Consider the following 17913-nt stretch of genomic DNA (forward strand, 5'->3'; position numbering starts at 1 on the left):
ATTTGTAAAAGGCTGCTATTTAATAATAAATAGCAGCCTTTAATTGAAGTAACTCAATTTGTTTACTGATGTGTGACTAGGCTTTTTTCCAAAGTTTGAGGGTTAATGGTAAACAATTTCCCATCAGCCGATTTAAAATGAATATGCCGATGCCAATCATCTTTTCTAAATTGTTGTACCACTAATCCAGCTTGATTGTCCGCTGTTCTCAATACAATACTATCATCTAAATGAATAGATGCCTGCCAGTCTGAGTAATCGATAGCATTAACTAAGATATCATCATAGTTTGCATTAAATAATGCAGTATCCGTTTGTAAATCTTCTGAGAAGTTGTCAATGACCACTAAGCCATCTCGACCAGGCTGATAAACATACATATCTTTACCATCTTCGCCTTTGAGCGTGTCATAGCTGTATAACGACCCGCCATTACCTCCTCCTCGCAGTACATTGTTTTGTTCATTGCCAATGAGTCGATCACCAAAGGTGCTACCGGTCAATTGCTCCATACCCTCTCTTACCCATTGCTTAGCATCAAAGATAACACTTTCACTAGCAGAAGAGGCATCAACACCTTGCTTTTTAACAGTCATACGACCATTTTCGTCTTTATCAACAGTAAACTTGATAAAATCTTTGCTGACAAAGGTCATATGTTGATAACTATCACCTAACGTATAATTTTTTACCGTTAATGATATTCTTCCTGCCTGGGAGTTATGAACCAAAGACTGCATTGCTTGCGTTTGCGTTCGGTAATCCTGGCTGACGGTTTCATATCGATTCGCTAAATTTTTTATTGCGTCTGCAAATGTTTGATCAGGATTATGACTGGCGACAAACTCTTGGGTAAATTGTCGTAGTCGACCACCCAGTTCTTTGCCTAATAATAAGTCAATTGCATTATAGAAATCACTGCGGACTGTTTCACCACTCAACGACGCTGTCTTAGCGGTTAATAAAGTCTTAAACTGGTGTTGAGTTAAATTTGGGGTGACTTGCAGCTGCTCATTGATGTAGCTTGCAGCATCTCTAAATAGGGTCGCACGTTGTGCCAGTTGATCTGCTTGCTGTTGCGTTTTAACTTTATCTGCCTTTGCTTGCATAACGAGATCGTTACCTTTAAATGCCACCACCACATCATCGAACCGCGCATCCAGCATAACCATATCTTGCGCTTTGTCTTGCGCATAATTATCAATCGCTACATCATTAGTGCGATCATAATAAGATTGCACAATATATAAGTCACTATTTTCACCCCCTTTCAGTTTATCTACACCCACCTCACTGGTTCCATAGCCATTGATAATATTCGCTTGTGCATTACCCGTTAGTGTATCAAAAGCTTTACCCCCAGTTATTTGTGTGACTTGGGTATAGGGTTGCTCTCTGCCATCAAAGATATTAACATTCGTTGACGCTGAACCATCATACCCTACTACCGTTAAATGCACTTCGCTATTATCATCCACGGTTTTAAATCGATGATTAGTCCCATCATGGTGTTCTGATAATGTTCTGCGACCCTGCGTATGATCTCCCCAGCGATCTTTTACTTTATTATCAATAGATAAAATAAAACCATCTTTACTTTTAATTTGTAAGTGTTGATTTGACTCACCTTTAAACCAGTCTGTGACATTGACTTGGCGTTCTTGCCCCTTACCATCGGTATATAATACTAATAAATCATTACTCCAACTTGCAGACTCCCCCTGTAGCGCAATTTTTGTTGCTACTTTCGCTTGTTGTTCAGTTAATGGTTTTTCCCACAGTTGCTGAGTCAATGCAATTAATTCATTCATTGACTTACCTGCTGCTTTAGCCTCTTGTAAAGGTTTGCTTAGTTTTTGGGTAAATGCAGCACTGAACAGATTGGTAAACGCATTTTCTACTCGTGTTCTAGGCCGATACGCACGAATATTCATTAAGTTAGCGTTTAGATCCAAGGTATCTATTTCAGCTTTGCCTTGTTGATCAAGGTTATCTATCGTTAAGACTTTCGCTGCATGTTGTCCACTCACATAAGTATCAGCACCATCACCGCCCTTAACCCGAATTTGCTGAGGCCCTAAATAAAATAAATCATCGCCAGCTTCTCCATCAATACTGTACTGATAACGACTAATATCAGGCCCCACCGGCTTTCCCTGTTCATCTTTTGGTTGTTCTTGAACCGTATAAAAAACATTATTTAACTTATTACCTTTATACTCACCCTGTAGTGAGTTAGGGTCAGTCGGTATGCTGCCGTCTTCATTTCGTTTAATCACATGTTTGCTATTTATAGGAATAACCCACAGCATTTTAACCGTACGTTCTTCCATTTCTGTCTTAAGTGACTGTCCTATCCCCAACACCATATTCTGTACATCATCAGTGCTGGGTGTATAAGTTCTGGTTTGCTGCTGGCCAGTCACATCCGGTACATTATCAATACTTAATGTTGACGCTTCACCAGGATTAGCTAAATCAAATTTAATTCCCCCTCCATAGGGTGCCGCAGGCCCACTTGAAAAATCAATTGTGGCAGCCCCACCTGTTTCAGGTCGATGAATACTGTAATAATTTCGATAGTTACTCAACATATTGAGTAATTGCGCATCCTCTCGAGACTGTTTTTCAAGTGCTTCACTTTGCCTAATAGCATTAATAATATTGCCAATGGGGTGAAATTGATAAAATAACTGTTCAATCCCATCAGCCAAACCGGCGAAAAAGGCTTCTGCTTTTTTAGTCCACGGCGCATCATCGGCAACCGCATCCATTTTAGCTTTAATACTGTCGTATAAGGTACCAAAGCCAAGCCTTGCAATACTAAATACTATCGACAGCGCTTCAAATACGGGGGATAATGGTGAAGGAATAGAAGCCAATACACCGGTGACCGTTGCTAATAAATCCAAGGTAAAATTAACCGCACCCCGTACTTTATCAGGATCCTTTAGGTCTTCAACCATCCCATGAACACCCAGGCCTATACCGATTAAAGGTGTGGCTTTACCCAAAATTTTACCCAGCATTTTTATACCAGCAGCACCGGTTAAACCACTTTTTAAAATTTTGGCCGAAAAATCAGCACTGACACGTCGGGCTGCTATTTCCGAAAGCTCTTCAGCGAGCTTAGAGGCCCCTTTGGATAGATATTTACCGGTACCTGAGACGAGTTTTCTTGGTAAATTACGCCCAGCACTGTCAGTGGTTAAATCAGCAACCCCATAGGCAGTCAGTGCTGAATTTTTTATCACCCCTCCCACATCACCTTGCTCGGCCGCACGCGCAATCCCTTCAATACCCATCAGGGTCATATAGATACCAAAAGCACGTGATGTTTGATTCACCCCTTTTGAGAATTTACTGCCACTGGTTTGAAGTTCTTGTTTAAATCCTGCAAGCACCTTGGCTTCTTGTAGCCGATTAGGGTCTATTTGGGCTTGATAACTTGTTAATTGATCCCCTTCCGTTACAACTCTAAATGTAATTTTTCCATTATCATCCACTTGCCATGAAGCCAATTGGCCTTCAATGCCATCTTGGTTTATTTTTGCCAAAGCAACATCACGAATTAATTGATTATCATGATGTTGTGCTGCACGTAACTCTTGAGCGGGTTTAACCAATTCAGACAGTTCATAGCCTTCAACTTCATCAGTTAAACCACTCAAAGATACACTTGGACTCGAGTTTGTGATAAAAGGCTCATTAAGTCGAACAACCTGATTTTGAAGTTGCCCATCAGCCATAAAGTATACAACTTTTGTTCTATAACGAGGTACACTATTACCACTTATAGAACTCCCTTGTGAATCTTTCGAATTATCGTGAGGTTGAATATACTTCCGACCAGCGCTGTCGACATAAGTATACCCAGGCCTTGCACTGACACTGGTTTTAACGCCTTCAACATGAAGTGCTTGCATCAGTGATGCACCAAATCCATTAATATCAGTAGGGTCTTTACTTGCTGAGTGACATGACACCAAACTAATGCGACCAATATCCCCACCTTGATATTTGCTACCAAAAGTACTTTTGAATACACCATTTTCACCAACCAATGCTGTTGATAAGGCTTGAGGGGAAACTGCAAACTGCGCACTATCGCCAATACCATTTACTTGTCCATGCCCAACAACAAAAATGCGCGTTTTTCCATTAATCGCTGGCAAGTCTTTAATTCGGTTACCATTTGCACTAGTCATGGTATCAGTAGCTGGGTCCCATTTAAGTCGGGTCGTTCCTTTATACTTGCCTGCTAATCGTTCTGCACTTTGAGAGACAGCCTGGTCATTGCCAATTTCAAGAATAATATTATTGTTGTATTTTATCTTTTCTGGTGGAAGGGCATGGTTTTTCGTTGCTGGTTTATCCTTATCTATTACATTAGAAGTTTGACTAGTAGACTGTTCTGTTTCTATAGTAAGCGCTGGATTAGTAGCTTCTGAGTTGGTAAACCTGGTCCTATTTTCAGTAATCCACTGTTTTGCATTATTTTCATTTAAAGTCCAACCGCTTTTCATTTCCTCTTCTGTGAATTGGTTTACTTTTTCAGGATCAAAGACAAATAGCCTATCATTATAGCTACGGTTCAACACATCTTGTTGGGACGAATATAAGCTATTGACTATTTTATTTGCTTCAAAATTATATATACCAGGCCCTGTTAATGTTATGGTTGCACGAGCACCAGGCTTCAAACCATCATTGCGATATGACAATACTGCATCTATTAGCTTTAAAGCATTTTGATCATCTAGTCCTGGCATCTTTGTTTTAACCGTATTAAGAATAACATCCATATTCTCGTTGACCACTGTAGGATCAACATCATTTATGATAAAGTCATAATTTATGTCTTTTAATGATCCAAATATACTGTAATTTTTCTTAATCGTGCCAAGCATATTATCGAAGGCCTGACTATTACTATGTCCAGCTACCAGCTGATTAATATAGCTAACAGTACCATTTTTTGGCAAATTACCACTACCAGCTCCTACTAAAAACCCAGTCTCATTGACATGTAACTGACCTAGTGATACAAAAATATCAGATAATTGGCTAAACCGAGTATCACTGTTAATAACAGCTTTTTTTAGCTCATTTTTTATATCTTGAGGGAGCTGACCATATTGACGACTCACTTTAGGCTTACTCGTTAGCTCACTGCACTGATCGATCAACGCTTGGGTTTTTATCGCATCCCATTCAAAGTCTGATAAATTATTAGGCTTTTCGATATGATCAAAAATAGTACTAATATTTTTCTTGTTATTACCAGGTAACATATCAACATCTGTATACACTCCCCCCATTTCTTTGAGTGCAACAAGCCTTATAATATCTGAAGACGCTGCTAAGTTATGGCGAAGTCCCATTTCTTGCTGATATATTTTTTGTAAGTCTACGTCTACAAAATATTGAGAAGCATCTTTTAGGTGAAACCCCTGATTTTTTAAATTTTTCATTTCACTATAATTAGCTTCTCTCTTTGCTTCTACTGTTTTTCTATCTAAACCTAGTCGATCAACCAAAAAATCTATTCTATGTTGATCCGTTAATAATCCACCATCTGCTTTTTTATATAAATAATTTTGAAGCGTTACGACTCGCCTTGCATACTCCTTAAAAAATTCTTTCCTCAACGTTATATCACTTCCATCAATATTTTTATACTTTTCACTTTTAAACAAATCCTGCTTAACATGATCTTCAATTCTTTTTTTAGTTTCATGAGCTAATAGTGCATTTGAATCATACCAAACAACGGCTTGATAATGAGGGTTTACCTGTTGCCAAAGTGACATATAGTTTTTCTGGACATCACCAAGTGCTCCGCCAACCCATACAAAGTGAAGGTTTTTATTAACTGGCTTCGCTTGGTGTAAGTAGTCAAATACATTTTTTGCATCTGAAACTTGATTAAGTAACTGCCCCATTAACTGATTTCTTTTAGAACTTGGATGATAACTTATATAAGCCTTAGCAGCTGACTCTAAGTTACTTAATGCTTGCAATCTTTGGCTGATATCTTGAGAAACGGTCGCTTCATAGTTTTGATAAGCATCCAATACACGTTGATATTTTTCTCCCTTTGTTTTAGGGCGACCTAAGCTATTTGTGAGTTCACTGTTTTTCTTCTCGAAGACATCTAATGGCACTACTGGATTAGGTAATTGCGCTTGAAGTTCACCAAGAGAACTACTGCCAGCAAGCGATAAATCACCTCTGGATTGTAAGCTTTTAGTTAAGCCTGGCTTAGTCGTGTTTGGAAATGAAAACGCAGGATTTTTCTCGACAGAATAACCCTTGTTTTCTAAAAATTGATAAGTTTTCTGAAGTTGACTATCATCATGAATGATATAGGGCTTTTGTTCACCAGGCACAAATAAAATTAATGGAAAATCCTGACCTGGGCTAAATGGATTACCGGATTCATCATTATGATGGATTAATCGTCCACCTTGGTATCCAGCCGCATTAATTTTGCTATTCAGTTCAGTCATTAACTGTTGTCCATAGGGATGAAGATTACCAATATTAGGATCTTCATTGCCACCAGCCCCCTGGTTTCTTACATGGTTAATGTATGGTTTAGCCACCTCACCATGTATCGCCCTAGGTGCAGGATTTAATGGTCGCGGGTTAGCATTTCTATTTTTTGTTGGCCAAATACCAAATAAATCATAATCTGCTGTTACTACGGATTTTGCACCACTCGGATTCACTGCATCTGGAACAGGTGGGTTAGTTAACCCCATCACTGGCCTAGGGTTACCATGATGAGTAAGTGATTGATAGTCTGGTAAATGCTCTAATTGCCAAGATCCACTAGCCGTTTGGGTTAGCCTAAAATAGGTTTGACTACCATCTCCATAGTGACCTTTAATGATTTTAGTCGTCGCTGTAGATGACACCGTTTCTATTAGTTTTTTAGCAATTAGATACGCAATTCGATGATCGGATAGCTCAATTTGTACTGCTTTTGCGCCTTTTTGCATTGCCTCATCAATCGTTTTTTGTTGCTTTGTTACTGCAGCTACACCCTGCCCTCTCACTTTACTGAGCATTGGATCTGTGACAACAAAACCCGCTGTAGGCCCTCCAGTACTGGATTTAGCTTTAATATGAAAATTTTTAGAGGCGTAACCTTCTTGTAACAAGCCTATAGAATGTTGATTAGGTGCTCTTACTACCAACACCGTTTTATGTCGATTCGCAACGGTTTGAATTTCATCTCCATAGAGAAAATTATCTACTGATGATAAATTGAGTTTGCCATCCTGTTGTTGGCCTTGATTCCCTTGCCCATCTTGTTTACCACTTAATGACTGAATTGCTCCTGGTACAACTACTTGCGCTAATACTGAAGGGAGACCAGTTTGAGGCTTGTTTTTTAGTACCTTTCCTTTTTTCTTAGGTTGACGAGTTTTGGTAATTGGCTGAATATCATCTGTTAGATCAGATGGACTAGTTGAACTTGGCTGATTAACTGATGGAATATCCATTTACCTGGCCTCTAAGACAATTGAATAATGAAAGGGAATATTTAATTTCCAGGCAATTATTCAATAATGCATTAGTAGGCGACAACAAAGAAATTCAAGCCCCATCACATAATGTCATACAAAATTTTTTTTTGTGTGGGTGATGAGAAGGCAGCCAACCCATCTGTTTGAAATGAAACAGAGTGATCTATACAAACCCACTAATTGATAGTCTTAAAGGATAATACGTTATTTTATTTCAACTTTATATTTAGTAAAGTAGTCTCTTACTTTCCCCGATTCAACCAACTCTTGTATTACTTTATTAAATTTATCCTTTAATACTGCATGAGGAGACCCTTTGGCAACAGCATAGTTATGCAAAATTATGCCTTTTGGCCGATAGTTTAAATATCTAAAACTTATATTTTTATCGTTTAATAGCTTTTCAACGTCTACAATTTCTGTTTCAGATGCCGTTAAAATATGAATTTTTCTTTCATCAAATGCTTTAATTAAAGCAGGTAAAGACCGATAATAAATTTTTCTTAGCGTCTCCGCTTGGTCAAGTGCTTTAAAATAGGAGTTACCTTGAATTAATCCGAGCCTGAATTTAAACTTCTCCAGAGTAACAAAGCGCCCTACCTCTATTTGACTAGCCTCTTTAACTAAAAAGTAGGTTTTATGCTGCTGTTCGCCAATCGGTTTAACAAACTCGACAACCTCATCTGTTTGCAGCTTATCAGGTACATTCGGTATGATATCTACCAATCCTGTTTTTACATCTCGTAAAGTCCTGTCCATAGAAGACTTTCGCCAGATCACTTGGTAACCAAGCTCTTCCGCTGCCGCATTTAAAATATCCACTAATGCACCAGTTGGTTCTCCATCTTGCTCATACATTAATGGTGGTATATCTCTGAAATCACTTCGCAATATTTTCAAGTTAGCAAATGCAATCTGTGGTAAACAGTAAGCAACCATTAATAGTGTAAAAAACAATCTCTTCATACTAGCCTCATTAAGCTTAGTATTAATTGTAACATGTTTCGAATGTATACGAAAAACAGTCTGACCTGGTTTATTCAGACCAACAGATAGCTCATTCGTTATGTAAAATTAGTTGAATCAGTTGGTATATTGAAAATGTCTTAATTATTTTGTTAAAAAGTAAACAGCTTCATTATTTGAAATACATCACATAATAGCTACATCGTATGTTTTTCAGTCTAGCCAACCCCCACCATTCACTGTATATAAAACAACCATATTAGCTTCTCACAACAAGCCATGTAGCCATTAATCGTTCATATCAACTGGTACTGAATGAAGCCGGATAAAGTACCCTCTAATCATTTAAACAATCATTGGAGGTTTCCTAAAGTCCAACATAGACTTTCAAGTCAAACCACAAGAACTTTAATTTGAAGAGCAAATACAAGCTGCTACTCTAAATCAGCGCAATATCATCTAAAAAGATGTCAATTGTTGTATTTCTATCTTAATCAGATGGAAAAATTGTATATATGAAACTTTATGACTACACAACTTGAAATACAGGTTATCAACCGTTGACTCTTTTTCTTATAAGTTATTTATAATTTTAAAATGAAAATTCAATAGTGATTTTATTGTGATCATTTTTACCATCATCATCCTCGGGCTTGGGCTCACCACAGGCTTTATTGCTGGATTTTTGGGTTTCGGCGGGGGCGTATTTCTTGCTCCTGCGCTAATCCTATTAGCACCTATAATGACTGGCAATGTACTGAGTTTAGAGCAGATAACAGGCATTACTGCAGCACAAGGGCTGATCGGCTCGATCAGCAGCTGGTATTTTCATCGCCAGCATACTCAAAGTGTAAAGTTTGGCTGTACTATTGGCGTCCCTATGGGGCTAGGAGCAATGACGTCTAGTTGCTTTATATTACAGCTTGGTGAGTTATGGATTTTAACAACATTTACATTAATGCTGTCTTTTGCTTTGATTATTAGTATTACTGTACCTAATTTTGTTGCATATAACGGGTCAAATCATTCACTATTATTTTCTACCTCATTAGGTATCGGATTATTAAATGGTGTCATTGGCCAAGGTGGTGCTTTCTTTTTTATTCCTTTTTTCGCTTATATTATAGGCCTACCCATACGCCAAGTGGTCAGCTCAGCTGGCATTATTGGGGCATTCTCAGTCAGTAGCAGTTTGATGCCCCGATTATTTTGCGACTTAATACCCTGGCTATGGGTTATTATCATCACGCCAGCCGTCATCATAGGCAGTTATATCGGTACTCACCTGCATCACCAAGTAAGTGATCGAAAACTTCGATGGTCTATCACATTCTTTTTAGGACTGTCACTCGTTCAACTTATTAACAAGATGAAAGGGCTTTTGTTTTAGTCGCTTATAATGATGTTTTTCGTCATTCATTACTGTAAACACAAGTGTAGTGTTCTACTTCTAGTATCATGCTATATGCCCCTTGCTATATAGCCACTCCATTATCTTACTTGATACTAATGAGCAGTTCTGTTTATCCTGATGACCTAACCATTTTACTTCCTCAATTTCAGCATGAGCTCGAATTTCACCACTAAACTCTGCTAAATAGCAGGTCATCTTAACCTGAGTACCTTCTGAACGACCATGGGCTTGCGCTTTAAATGTTGCTATATATTCAAGCGTCTCAGGTTTAAGCTCGATTGATAATTCTTCTTTAATTTCTCGAATAAGTGCTGCTTGGTCTGTTTCACCCACTTCCCGTTTTCCTCCAGGAATATAGTATGTATCTTTACCTTTAGATCGAGTACCCAGTATTTTTTTATCTTTTATAAAAATCCATGCCAACTTATCTATTTCTTTCATTGTTATCTCATTCACGAAGGGTAGACCATTGCTGCTTAGTGATTTTATACAACACATGCTCCCGTAATGGGCTTTCTGCAGACACACTAGGGTGCTCAAAATTTTGCCTGGTATTGACCATCCCCAGCCTTTGCATCACCGCTTGTGATTGTTTATTAGTTACTGATGTAAAAGAAACCACTTCATTCAAGTTCAACGTATCAAACGCAAACTGTAATGCAGCTTGTGCGGCTTCTGTTGCATAACCAACTCCCCAATATGCTTTAGCCAAGCGCCAACCAATTTCAACACAAGGGGTAAAAGGCAGCTCCGCTTCAGGTTGATGAAGGCCCACAAAACCAATAAATTGTGCAGTATCTTTTAACTCTACCGCCCATAATCCCCATCCTCGTTTGGCAATCAAAGAGACTAATTTATCCGCAAATGCATCACTTTGCACAGCTGATAAACAACTGGGAAAGTACTTCATAACTACAGGATCAGCATTGAGAGCAGCAAAGAACTTATAATCCTCCGACTGCCATTGGCGAAGTGTTAACCGCTCTGTTTTAAGTGTTGCTATTTCAACCATTTATACTACTTCCAAACAACGTGTCGTAAAAGCTAGTTAGAATATAGTAACTAAGGCAATGCGACTACCTTTGCCAACTTCAACTCTGGCCACATGACCTCCTTGAATTTTTAACTATTAATGAACATCACTCTGACGTACAACTGCGACCTTATTTGACGAAAACTCCCAGATAGGCCTAACTTTTCTATCGTGTATAAAAGTCAACCATATGGCTCTTAAAGCTACCTAGTGCTCCTCCTCACTTCCAATAATCGATTACCGATACTTATCGAATATTGCCTTTAGTGTTCCATTTGAGTGTAGATCCCTGATCAATGGATTCAGTTGCTTTGTAGAGATAGGTGTACTTTCCTTACCATCAACGCCCAATCATATCTTTTTCGGGGTATCAAAACATAATCCACATCAATCGCCAGCTCTCGAGCAATAGTGTCACCAAGATCCTTAATAATGCCTCTAACCAGCTGCTTATCTTCAATAAATGCATAAGGTTTGGCATTTGCCTGATCAAAAAGAATCTTAAAGGTATCAGACACAACGAGTTTGGAAACCGAAAGAGTAAAAACAATCAAGATGATTAAACTGCCTGATAACCCAATTTTAGTGGCACACGTAGCATCTGTTTTAGATCGAAAAAAACTCATAAAATCTTAACTTTCAGTCAACTTTCAATGGCTGACTTGCACCTATGTATACCAAGTTACCATTCATGGTTAGTTTAGCAGCCTGCTGAAAAAGAGGGTTGGCTAGGGTCTCAACCAAAAATAGACTGTGTGGCATGAAGCTAAGTTACTGCGTTTATCAACAACAACTGGGCGACTTCATTAGAGCACTAAACTGCTGGAGCAAGCAGTTATTCACTGGGATTGAGCTATGCCATTTTTCGCCATAGTTTACCTTAAAAAATCACTTTATTTACTCCTAGTAAGGCTATAATGGTCTTCTAGTGTGCAATTATTTGTATGAAATCAAATAGTGAAAGGTAATGTTTTAAATCTTATAAAAAATAATGCCAAAACTATTTTTTATAAAATCTAGCCTGATTACTGCCGATGCGCTAACTTGTAATAATTAAATTGGAGTATAAGAATTTGTTTAAATTTTCCTTTACTAGTTTTTTTATTTGCTGCCTATCTTTTACCATGTATGGCTGCACAAGCTATAACTCTTCGAGTCCGACCAACACTAATGTCACTATAAATACCCAACTAGAACAAGATTTTCAGAGGTTAGAGCAAAGTGTAAATGGGCGTTTAGGTGTCTATATTTTAGATACTCAAACCAATACGACTTGGCTATATAACCATGAAAGTCGGTTTAGGATGATGAGTACCTTTAAGGCTTTGGCATGTGGGATGGTGTTAGCTCGTGTAGAGACGTCAGACGAAAATTTAGATCGAATGCTTACTATAGAACAGGAGGATATCATTGCCAACTCATGGAATCCCTATACTGCAAAACATGTAGGCGAGCAAATTTCAATGAAGAAGCTGTGCGATGTAGTAATGGCTCAAAGTGATAATTCAGCTGCAAATATGGTGCTTACCTCACTCGGTGGACCCAATCAACTAACAACGTATTTACGCTCAATTGGAGATGATAGGACGCGATTAGACAGATTAGAACCAAAACTTAATTATGCTGATGGCGATAAAGATACAACAACACCTCAAGCAATTGCTGAAACAATAAATAAATTTGTATTAGGTGATGAACTATCTGATCCGAGACATAAGAACATAATGATTAACTGGTTGAAGTCTAACAAATACAGCAGTAACCAACTGAGAGCTGGAATTCCATCCCACTGGGAAGTGGGTGATCGAACAGGAGCAGCTTCAGATGGTTCAAAAGGAATAGTCTCTATTATCTGGCCACCACATAGAAGCCCTATAATAGCTGCAATTTATGTTACAGATGTGACACATCCAGGCGCTACTGAAGAAGAGATCAAGACTGTAAAGTTGAAGATAGATAAGCTTTTTGCTGATGTTGGCACACTCATAGTAGAACAAATTATTTCAGAAAACAAAGACAACTAACATATACACATTGAGTGACTCAAAAGTGTGCTTGATCAAAAATCAACCTTTTAGTACCTGTTGTTTTCAACAGTAAAGGGTAGTTAAAGTAGAGTATGCACATAAATGAGTCACCATTCAAAAAAATGACTAACATTTTTCAATGTCAATTCACCTTAATCTTGAAATCAACTTAGTTTAGTTTGATAGTGCTCTGAAATCACTATCTATAAATTTGCTTAACCTACGACTCATTATTGCCTTGTAAATGCCAATTTTTTTCACTTCGTTGAAAGCTTCCCTTGTTTTATTAACTATACTTATAGGTGTTTTTTTACTATATGCCATAAAAATTCCTTGTGTAAAACCCTTAAGGGTATAGGCATTTTGCAGTAAAGAGCAGTCTAATGTTTTATTAGACTGACAAAATTGAAATACACCAATATTACTCACAGGAGTTAAATCAAACCTATTTGCTAATAACATTTTAAGATTTTGATCATATTTATTATTAAGGATTAAATTTTTAAAGCCATTTTTTACTAAGTATTGATGTCTTACATCATTTCTCATAACTCCAATAGTGAATTTTTTTGCATCCTTTAAATTATATATATCAATATCATCTCTAAATTTAAGCTTATAAAATCCATACGTTAATGGAAGAACTTGACCTACCCAATGAAATAGCTTTTCACGTTCTTTTGATCTAACCATAGACATTACAAGTATATTTTCTTTTTCTAATGCCATAGTGTAAACCCTTGCCCATGGTTTAATATCAAATTCATAATCAATAAACCCTGCATAAACAATGGTTATCATAGCCAATTCTGCAAGTTCACCTCGAATTGATCTATTTTCAACAAAATAAAGGGAGTTCTCTTCCGATAAAATCTGAATTTTATCAGCATTAACAAATGCTGTTTTTAGAAAAAACAAAGATAAAATAGATAACAATTTCACTAAACGAGTCATTTGAATAATGGGGCTACCTAGTAATTGATTATAAGCTCTTTGTTCCTTGGTGTTACGTGTTTTTTTGACAATGTCTAGCTCCTAGCTCATCGTATCCTAGGATTTATTTATAGACTAGCATCACTGGGTTAGGAATACCTGAGTATGTAGCTACTGGTTGTATTGATAGTTACCAAGTAGATACCCCTTAGCTCATAGTAATCAGGGCAATAACCATAAACCACAATAAATCCAGAATTTCGGAGTGACAGCTTGGTGCGAGATAGGTGGTAGCACTGTGATATAGCTATTACGCGACTGCCTTTTTCAACAAAGCCAAATGTATTCTTAGAGGTCTGGCTTGACGTGTAACCATCAGCATCAACAATGATTGCACCATTTGGAATGCCACTTTTCAATAGGTAGTACTGTATAACGTCAATTTCACTGAAGCCTTCTTTTCCCATTCCACTACTCACCACCGCCCTAACCTGACTACTTTCAAGCAGTGCGATTGATGGTGACTGGGTGGTTTGATAGGCATTATCATATCATACCTACCCAGGTACTCTTCAGTTACAACTATAATAACTACATAACAATGAGTTTTACTTAGTAGAAAAAGATGTTTTGGTATAAATTTAGCGTACTCATTTTAGCGTTATTACTTGCCTGTACAAGCAGCGCTCGAACAAATGAAAAGATAAGTGTTGTTTTTATCAGTTGCTGCCTGCCTAAAGGTTTTTTTTGGCCAAAAGTAGAATCATTTATGCGTGCAGCTGCTCAGGATTTAAACATAAATCTTGAGGTGCTATACGCAGGAATGGATTATATGGTTATGAGGCGTATGGCTGAAAATGTCGTCAAACGAGACGTTAAACCTGATTACATGATTATAGACAACTATAAGCGCATGGCAGGAAAAATAATAAAGTCCACTAGCCAATCAAAAGTAAAGATTTTTTTGATGGCTAATGGTCTGACTGAGGAGCAAACATCTATATTTGGCCAACCTCGTGAGAAATATCCAAATTGGATAGGCGAGTTGACACCTGACAATTACTTTGCTGGACATCAGTTGGCTAAAGCCATGATTGAGGACTACCTGAAGAGAGACCTTAAAAAAGTAAAAAAAACGATCAATATAATTGCTTTGTCAGGTGATACTGCTACCCCTGCTAGTATTGAGCGAGTTAACGGATTAAGAGGGGCTGTATTAAATTACAGTAATGTTTCTATCAAGCAGGTTATTCCATGTAACTGGCAAAAGCAAGAAGCCTATAGAAGGACAAACCTTATTCTTAAGCGATATTCTGATATTAATATTTTTTGGGCTGCTAATGATGAAATGGCTTTAGGCGCAATAGAAAGTGTAATTAGGTCTGGTAAAACTCCCGGCAAGGACATTATGTTTGGTGGTATAAATTGGAAAAAAGCAGCTTTACAAAAGATTAGTGATGGCTCAATGGTTATAAGTATGGGAGGACACTTTATGATAGGGGGATGGAGTCTAGTAATGTTACATGACTATCATTTTGGAAAGGACTTTATCTATACCGAAGGCCTAAAACTTAAAATGAAAATATTTGACGAGCTTAATAAAAATAACTTAAATCGGTATTTGTCAAAGTTAGGGGATGAAGACTGGGATAAAATTGATTTTAAATATTTCAGTAAAGTTTATAATAAAAATATAGATAAATATGACTTTAGTGTACGTTCTGTTTTAAACCATTTGGATTCAGGGGGATAGCAGGTTATATACCCCCGCTTACCCGATGATGCCTTTATAACCCTTGAAACCAGTATTTTAACCAAGCAGGAACCTCTCTCACGATTGAGTAGATATCCCTTAGCTCATAGTAATCTGGGCAATAACCATAAACCGTAATAAATCCAGCATTTCGGAGTGACAGCTTGGCACGAGATAGGTGGTAGCACTGTGATATAGCTATTACGCGACTGCCTTTTTCAACAAGGCCAAATGCATTCTTAGAGGTCTGGCTTGACGTGTAACCATCAGCATCAACAATGATTGCACCATTTGGAATGCCACTTTTCAGTAGGTAGTGCTGCATGACGTCAGCTTCACTGAAGCCTTCTTTTCCGGTTCCACCACTCACCACCAGCGCCCTAACCTGACCTCTTTCAAGCAGTGCGATTGATGCATCTAGCCTCGCTTTTAGTCTTTTGGAGGGAGTACCGTCTGGGTTTACTTTGTTTCCATATACTATGCCGTAGTCAGCTTGCACTTCACCCTCTTCGATTGAGTCAACATATAATGTAACCATGGCAGTTAAATAAACAATACTTAATGAGTAAATAAGCTTTTTAAGCATCTCAATCTCGAAAATGAAAGCATGTACAATCTGCTCATGATCTTCAGTGTCAAATAGTTAAGCCGATACATGCCATAAGTTCATTAGTTGATTTACAGTCCTTAAAACAGGACTCATGATTTACCTTATTACCCATTAACACAAAATCGAAGCCAAGCTGCTGACATGCTCTTTTATCCCAGCTATCGTCTCCAATACTTACAAGGCACATCGAAATCCACATGATAATGCTCATCATGCCTTACCCAGGAACGCTTTTGAGAAAATTGGATATTATTACGTAAGTAGCTACCGTATTTGGTTTTGAATAAATTTGGTTGTAACGTAGGATCAAATATCACTCGCCAAATATCATGGCCTTGTTCTCTCGCGGCCTTATGCAGGGCAACAAGATGAGCAGCGAACGCGTTATAATCGATTTTATATTTATCAAACTCACTATTTTTGTCAAACTCAATGTCATAGCCAAACTTATTTAATGGTGTGGTTGGTAAATGGACTGACTCACCTTTTGAGTTTACAACAGGCACCATAAAATCGACTGATAAGCCATTTTGATGGGTTTTATGGGGTGAGAATTTACCGCCCTCAGAAAAGCCTGTTTCGGCATATTTAAACACTTTATCAGGCAATGATTGCTTTAGTTGTGCATAGGCATTAACGATAATCGCTTTTACTGACGAATGCACATAGGTCCGCCCTGCTAACTGAGCAACAATACTATAGCCAATAAAATTTTCACCTTCACTGGGCAACTGAACACCGTTTTGCAATCTGCCATTAGCGGTCGTTCCATAACAGGTGCTGGTATCAGCAGCGTAAGCGTCAAATGGTAAAGCAACTATAACAACTAACAAAAATTTCATCTTAAATTGGTAATATCTTAATCACAGCCAAGGGTTGGGTATAAAACAAATAATGATCAGCCCAGCGGCATTGGTTGCTAACCCAATTCGACTGGCTAATGATTTTATGCCTTTAATACGCACAACAACAGCTGTTGATAGCCCGCTTACACCGAGAATAGCAGCCAATGCATAGAGGTATTTTACCAAACTCAGTAGATCAATGATGGGAGATACCGGTGCTTTGAATGCAGGCTCTGTTTTGGTGGCGTTGGACGCTAACTCCCCTTTAACATTCAAATACGCCTGATGCAGTGTTTCGCCTTCAAACCAGTGCTGTGAACCATAATCAGCTATCAATGCAAAGACTAATGCAATAACACCTAAAACAATGACTAAATAATCAGCTTTCATTATTTGTTAAAAACTACTACTGAGTGTGCCTTGGTGGAAAATCATTTGCCAATGTCTACCTGTTTTTTTCCAGATTGAGCTTCTTAAAGTATATCTATCACTTGCTTGTGCTAACTTTCTGACAGACCGATAAGTCACTTGGGCAACATCATCTGCTAAAAGTCGACATTGAAAATCAAAGGCGGTTATTTCAACATTTTGCTCAAGTGGCAACCACTTAAGTACTTCCTGCTTACCAAAACAATCTCCTGATGCACCATACTCAATAAAGTCATCAGCGATAAGGCAACTTAATGCTTCAACTGAGTGCCTTGCCCCTGTAGAGTGAAGCTGTTTTTCTAAATCAATTAGGTGTTCTGCTAACTGTAACGTTTGCATAGCATCCATACTTCATTTGTGTATAG

General features: G+C 38.0%; 14 protein-coding genes. 3 read left to right on the plus strand and 11 right to left on the minus strand.

Annotated features, from left to right (window positions below):
* Positions 1 to 62: 62 nt before the first annotated feature.
* Positions 63 to 7514, minus strand: coding sequence for a TcdA/TcdB catalytic glycosyltransferase domain-containing protein (locus ORQ98_RS03145; protein WP_274687331.1), 7452 nt, complete (start codon positions 7512 to 7514; stop codon positions 63 to 65).
* A gap of 228 nt (positions 7515 to 7742) precedes the next feature.
* Positions 7743 to 8504, minus strand: coding sequence for a substrate-binding periplasmic protein (locus tag ORQ98_RS03150; protein ID WP_274687332.1), 762 nt, complete (start codon positions 8502 to 8504; stop codon positions 7743 to 7745).
* Positions 8505 to 9126: 622 nt separating this feature from the next.
* Here ORQ98_RS03150 and ORQ98_RS03155 point away from each other — a divergent pair.
* A complete protein-coding gene (locus ORQ98_RS03155; RefSeq protein WP_274687333.1) occupies positions 9127 to 9894 on the plus strand; it encodes a sulfite exporter TauE/SafE family protein in 768 nt (255 codons plus the stop codon).
* 66 nt (positions 9895 to 9960) lie between these two features.
* Here ORQ98_RS03155 and ORQ98_RS03160 read toward each other — a convergent pair whose 3' ends face one another.
* The 3 genes from ORQ98_RS03160 to ORQ98_RS03170 form a co-directional block, all read right to left on the minus strand.
* A complete protein-coding gene (locus tag ORQ98_RS03160; RefSeq protein ID WP_274687334.1) occupies positions 9961 to 10359 on the minus strand; it encodes an NUDIX hydrolase in 399 nt (132 codons plus the stop codon).
* Between the two features lie 7 nt (positions 10360 to 10366).
* Positions 10367 to 10930: a GNAT family N-acetyltransferase gene (locus ORQ98_RS03165; RefSeq protein ID WP_274687335.1), complete on the minus strand. Its 564-nt coding sequence runs from the start codon at positions 10928 to 10930 to the stop codon at positions 10367 to 10369.
* Positions 10931 to 11253: 323 nt separating this feature from the next.
* Positions 11254 to 11577 carry a hypothetical protein gene (locus ORQ98_RS03170; RefSeq protein ID WP_274687336.1) on the minus strand — a complete coding sequence of 108 codons (324 nt, stop codon included), beginning with the start codon at positions 11575 to 11577 and terminating at the stop codon, positions 11254 to 11256.
* 447 nt (positions 11578 to 12024) lie between these two features.
* Between ORQ98_RS03170 and bla the strand changes: the two genes are divergently transcribed.
* Complete coding sequence (gene bla / locus ORQ98_RS03175) at positions 12025 to 12975, plus strand: class A beta-lactamase (protein ID WP_274687337.1); 951 nt, start codon at positions 12025 to 12027, stop codon at positions 12973 to 12975.
* A 177-nt stretch (positions 12976 to 13152) separates the two neighbouring features.
* Here bla and ORQ98_RS03180 read toward each other — a convergent pair whose 3' ends face one another.
* Both ORQ98_RS03180 and ORQ98_RS03185 read right to left on the minus strand, forming a co-directional pair.
* Positions 13153 to 13932, minus strand: coding sequence for a substrate-binding periplasmic protein (locus tag ORQ98_RS03180; protein WP_274687338.1), 780 nt, complete (start codon positions 13930 to 13932; stop codon positions 13153 to 13155).
* Positions 13933 to 14060: 128 nt separating this feature from the next.
* Complete coding sequence (locus ORQ98_RS03185) at positions 14061 to 14426, minus strand: ElyC/SanA/YdcF family protein (protein WP_342455179.1); 366 nt, start codon at positions 14424 to 14426, stop codon at positions 14061 to 14063.
* Positions 14427 to 14536: 110 nt separating this feature from the next.
* On the opposite strand from ORQ98_RS03185, the gene ORQ98_RS03190 reads away from it, so the two are divergent.
* On the plus strand, positions 14537 to 15664 hold the full coding sequence (locus tag ORQ98_RS03190) for an ABC transporter substrate-binding protein (RefSeq protein ID WP_274687339.1): 1128 nt from the start codon (positions 14537 to 14539) through the stop codon (positions 15662 to 15664).
* A gap of 34 nt (positions 15665 to 15698) precedes the next feature.
* Here the strand turns inward: ORQ98_RS03190 and ORQ98_RS03195 are convergent, their stop codons facing one another.
* The 4 genes from ORQ98_RS03195 to ORQ98_RS03210 form a co-directional block, all read right to left on the minus strand.
* Positions 15699 to 16250 carry a YdcF family protein gene (locus ORQ98_RS03195; protein ID WP_274687340.1) on the minus strand — a complete coding sequence of 184 codons (552 nt, stop codon included), beginning with the start codon at positions 16248 to 16250 and terminating at the stop codon, positions 15699 to 15701.
* A 182-nt stretch (positions 16251 to 16432) separates the two neighbouring features.
* Complete coding sequence (locus tag ORQ98_RS03200; protein ID WP_274687341.1) at positions 16433 to 17116, minus strand: penicillin-insensitive murein endopeptidase; 684 nt, start codon at positions 17114 to 17116, stop codon at positions 16433 to 16435.
* A 21-nt stretch (positions 17117 to 17137) separates the two neighbouring features.
* Entirely contained in the window at positions 17138 to 17509 is a 372-nt protein-coding gene (locus ORQ98_RS03205; RefSeq protein WP_274687342.1) for a hypothetical protein, read from the minus strand.
* Between the two features lie 6 nt (positions 17510 to 17515).
* Positions 17516 to 17887 carry a nuclear transport factor 2 family protein gene (locus ORQ98_RS03210; RefSeq protein WP_274687343.1) on the minus strand — a complete coding sequence of 124 codons (372 nt, stop codon included), beginning with the start codon at positions 17885 to 17887 and terminating at the stop codon, positions 17516 to 17518.
* Positions 17888 to 17913: the final 26 nt, after the last annotated feature.

Source organism: Spartinivicinus poritis (assembly GCF_028858535.1).
Taxonomy (GTDB): Bacteria; Pseudomonadota; Gammaproteobacteria; order Pseudomonadales; family Zooshikellaceae; genus Spartinivicinus; species Spartinivicinus poritis.

What these genes read in the sequence shown, in the direction of transcription:
- ORQ98_RS03145 (WP_274687331.1), bottom strand. Translation starts at nt 7,514, where the DNA reads ATGGATATTCCATCAGTTAATCAGCCAAGTTCAACTAGTCCATCTGAT.
- ORQ98_RS03150 (WP_274687332.1), bottom strand. Translation starts at nt 8,504, where the DNA reads ATGAAGAGATTGTTTTTTACACTATTAATGGTTGCTTACTGTTTACCA.
- ORQ98_RS03160 (WP_274687334.1), bottom strand. Translation starts at nt 10,359, where the DNA reads ATGAAAGAAATAGATAAGTTGGCATGGATTTTTATAAAAGATAAAAAA.
- ORQ98_RS03165 (WP_274687335.1), bottom strand. Translation starts at nt 10,930, where the DNA reads ATGGTTGAAATAGCAACACTTAAAACAGAGCGGTTAACACTTCGCCAA.
- ORQ98_RS03170 (WP_274687336.1), bottom strand. Translation starts at nt 11,577, where the DNA reads ATGAGTTTTTTTCGATCTAAAACAGATGCTACGTGTGCCACTAAAATT.
- ORQ98_RS03180 (WP_274687338.1), bottom strand. Translation starts at nt 13,932, where the DNA reads ATGACTCGTTTAGTGAAATTGTTATCTATTTTATCTTTGTTTTTTCTA.
- ORQ98_RS03190 (WP_274687339.1), top strand. Translation starts at nt 14,537, where the DNA reads ATGTTTTGGTATAAATTTAGCGTACTCATTTTAGCGTTATTACTTGCC.
- ORQ98_RS03195 (WP_274687340.1), bottom strand. Translation starts at nt 16,250, where the DNA reads ATGCTTAAAAAGCTTATTTACTCATTAAGTATTGTTTATTTAACTGCC.
- ORQ98_RS03200 (WP_274687341.1), bottom strand. Translation starts at nt 17,116, where the DNA reads ATGAAATTTTTGTTAGTTGTTATAGTTGCTTTACCATTTGACGCTTAC.
- ORQ98_RS03205 (WP_274687342.1), bottom strand. Translation starts at nt 17,509, where the DNA reads ATGAAAGCTGATTATTTAGTCATTGTTTTAGGTGTTATTGCATTAGTC.
- ORQ98_RS03210 (WP_274687343.1), bottom strand. Translation starts at nt 17,887, where the DNA reads ATGCAAACGTTACAGTTAGCAGAACACCTAATTGATTTAGAAAAACAG.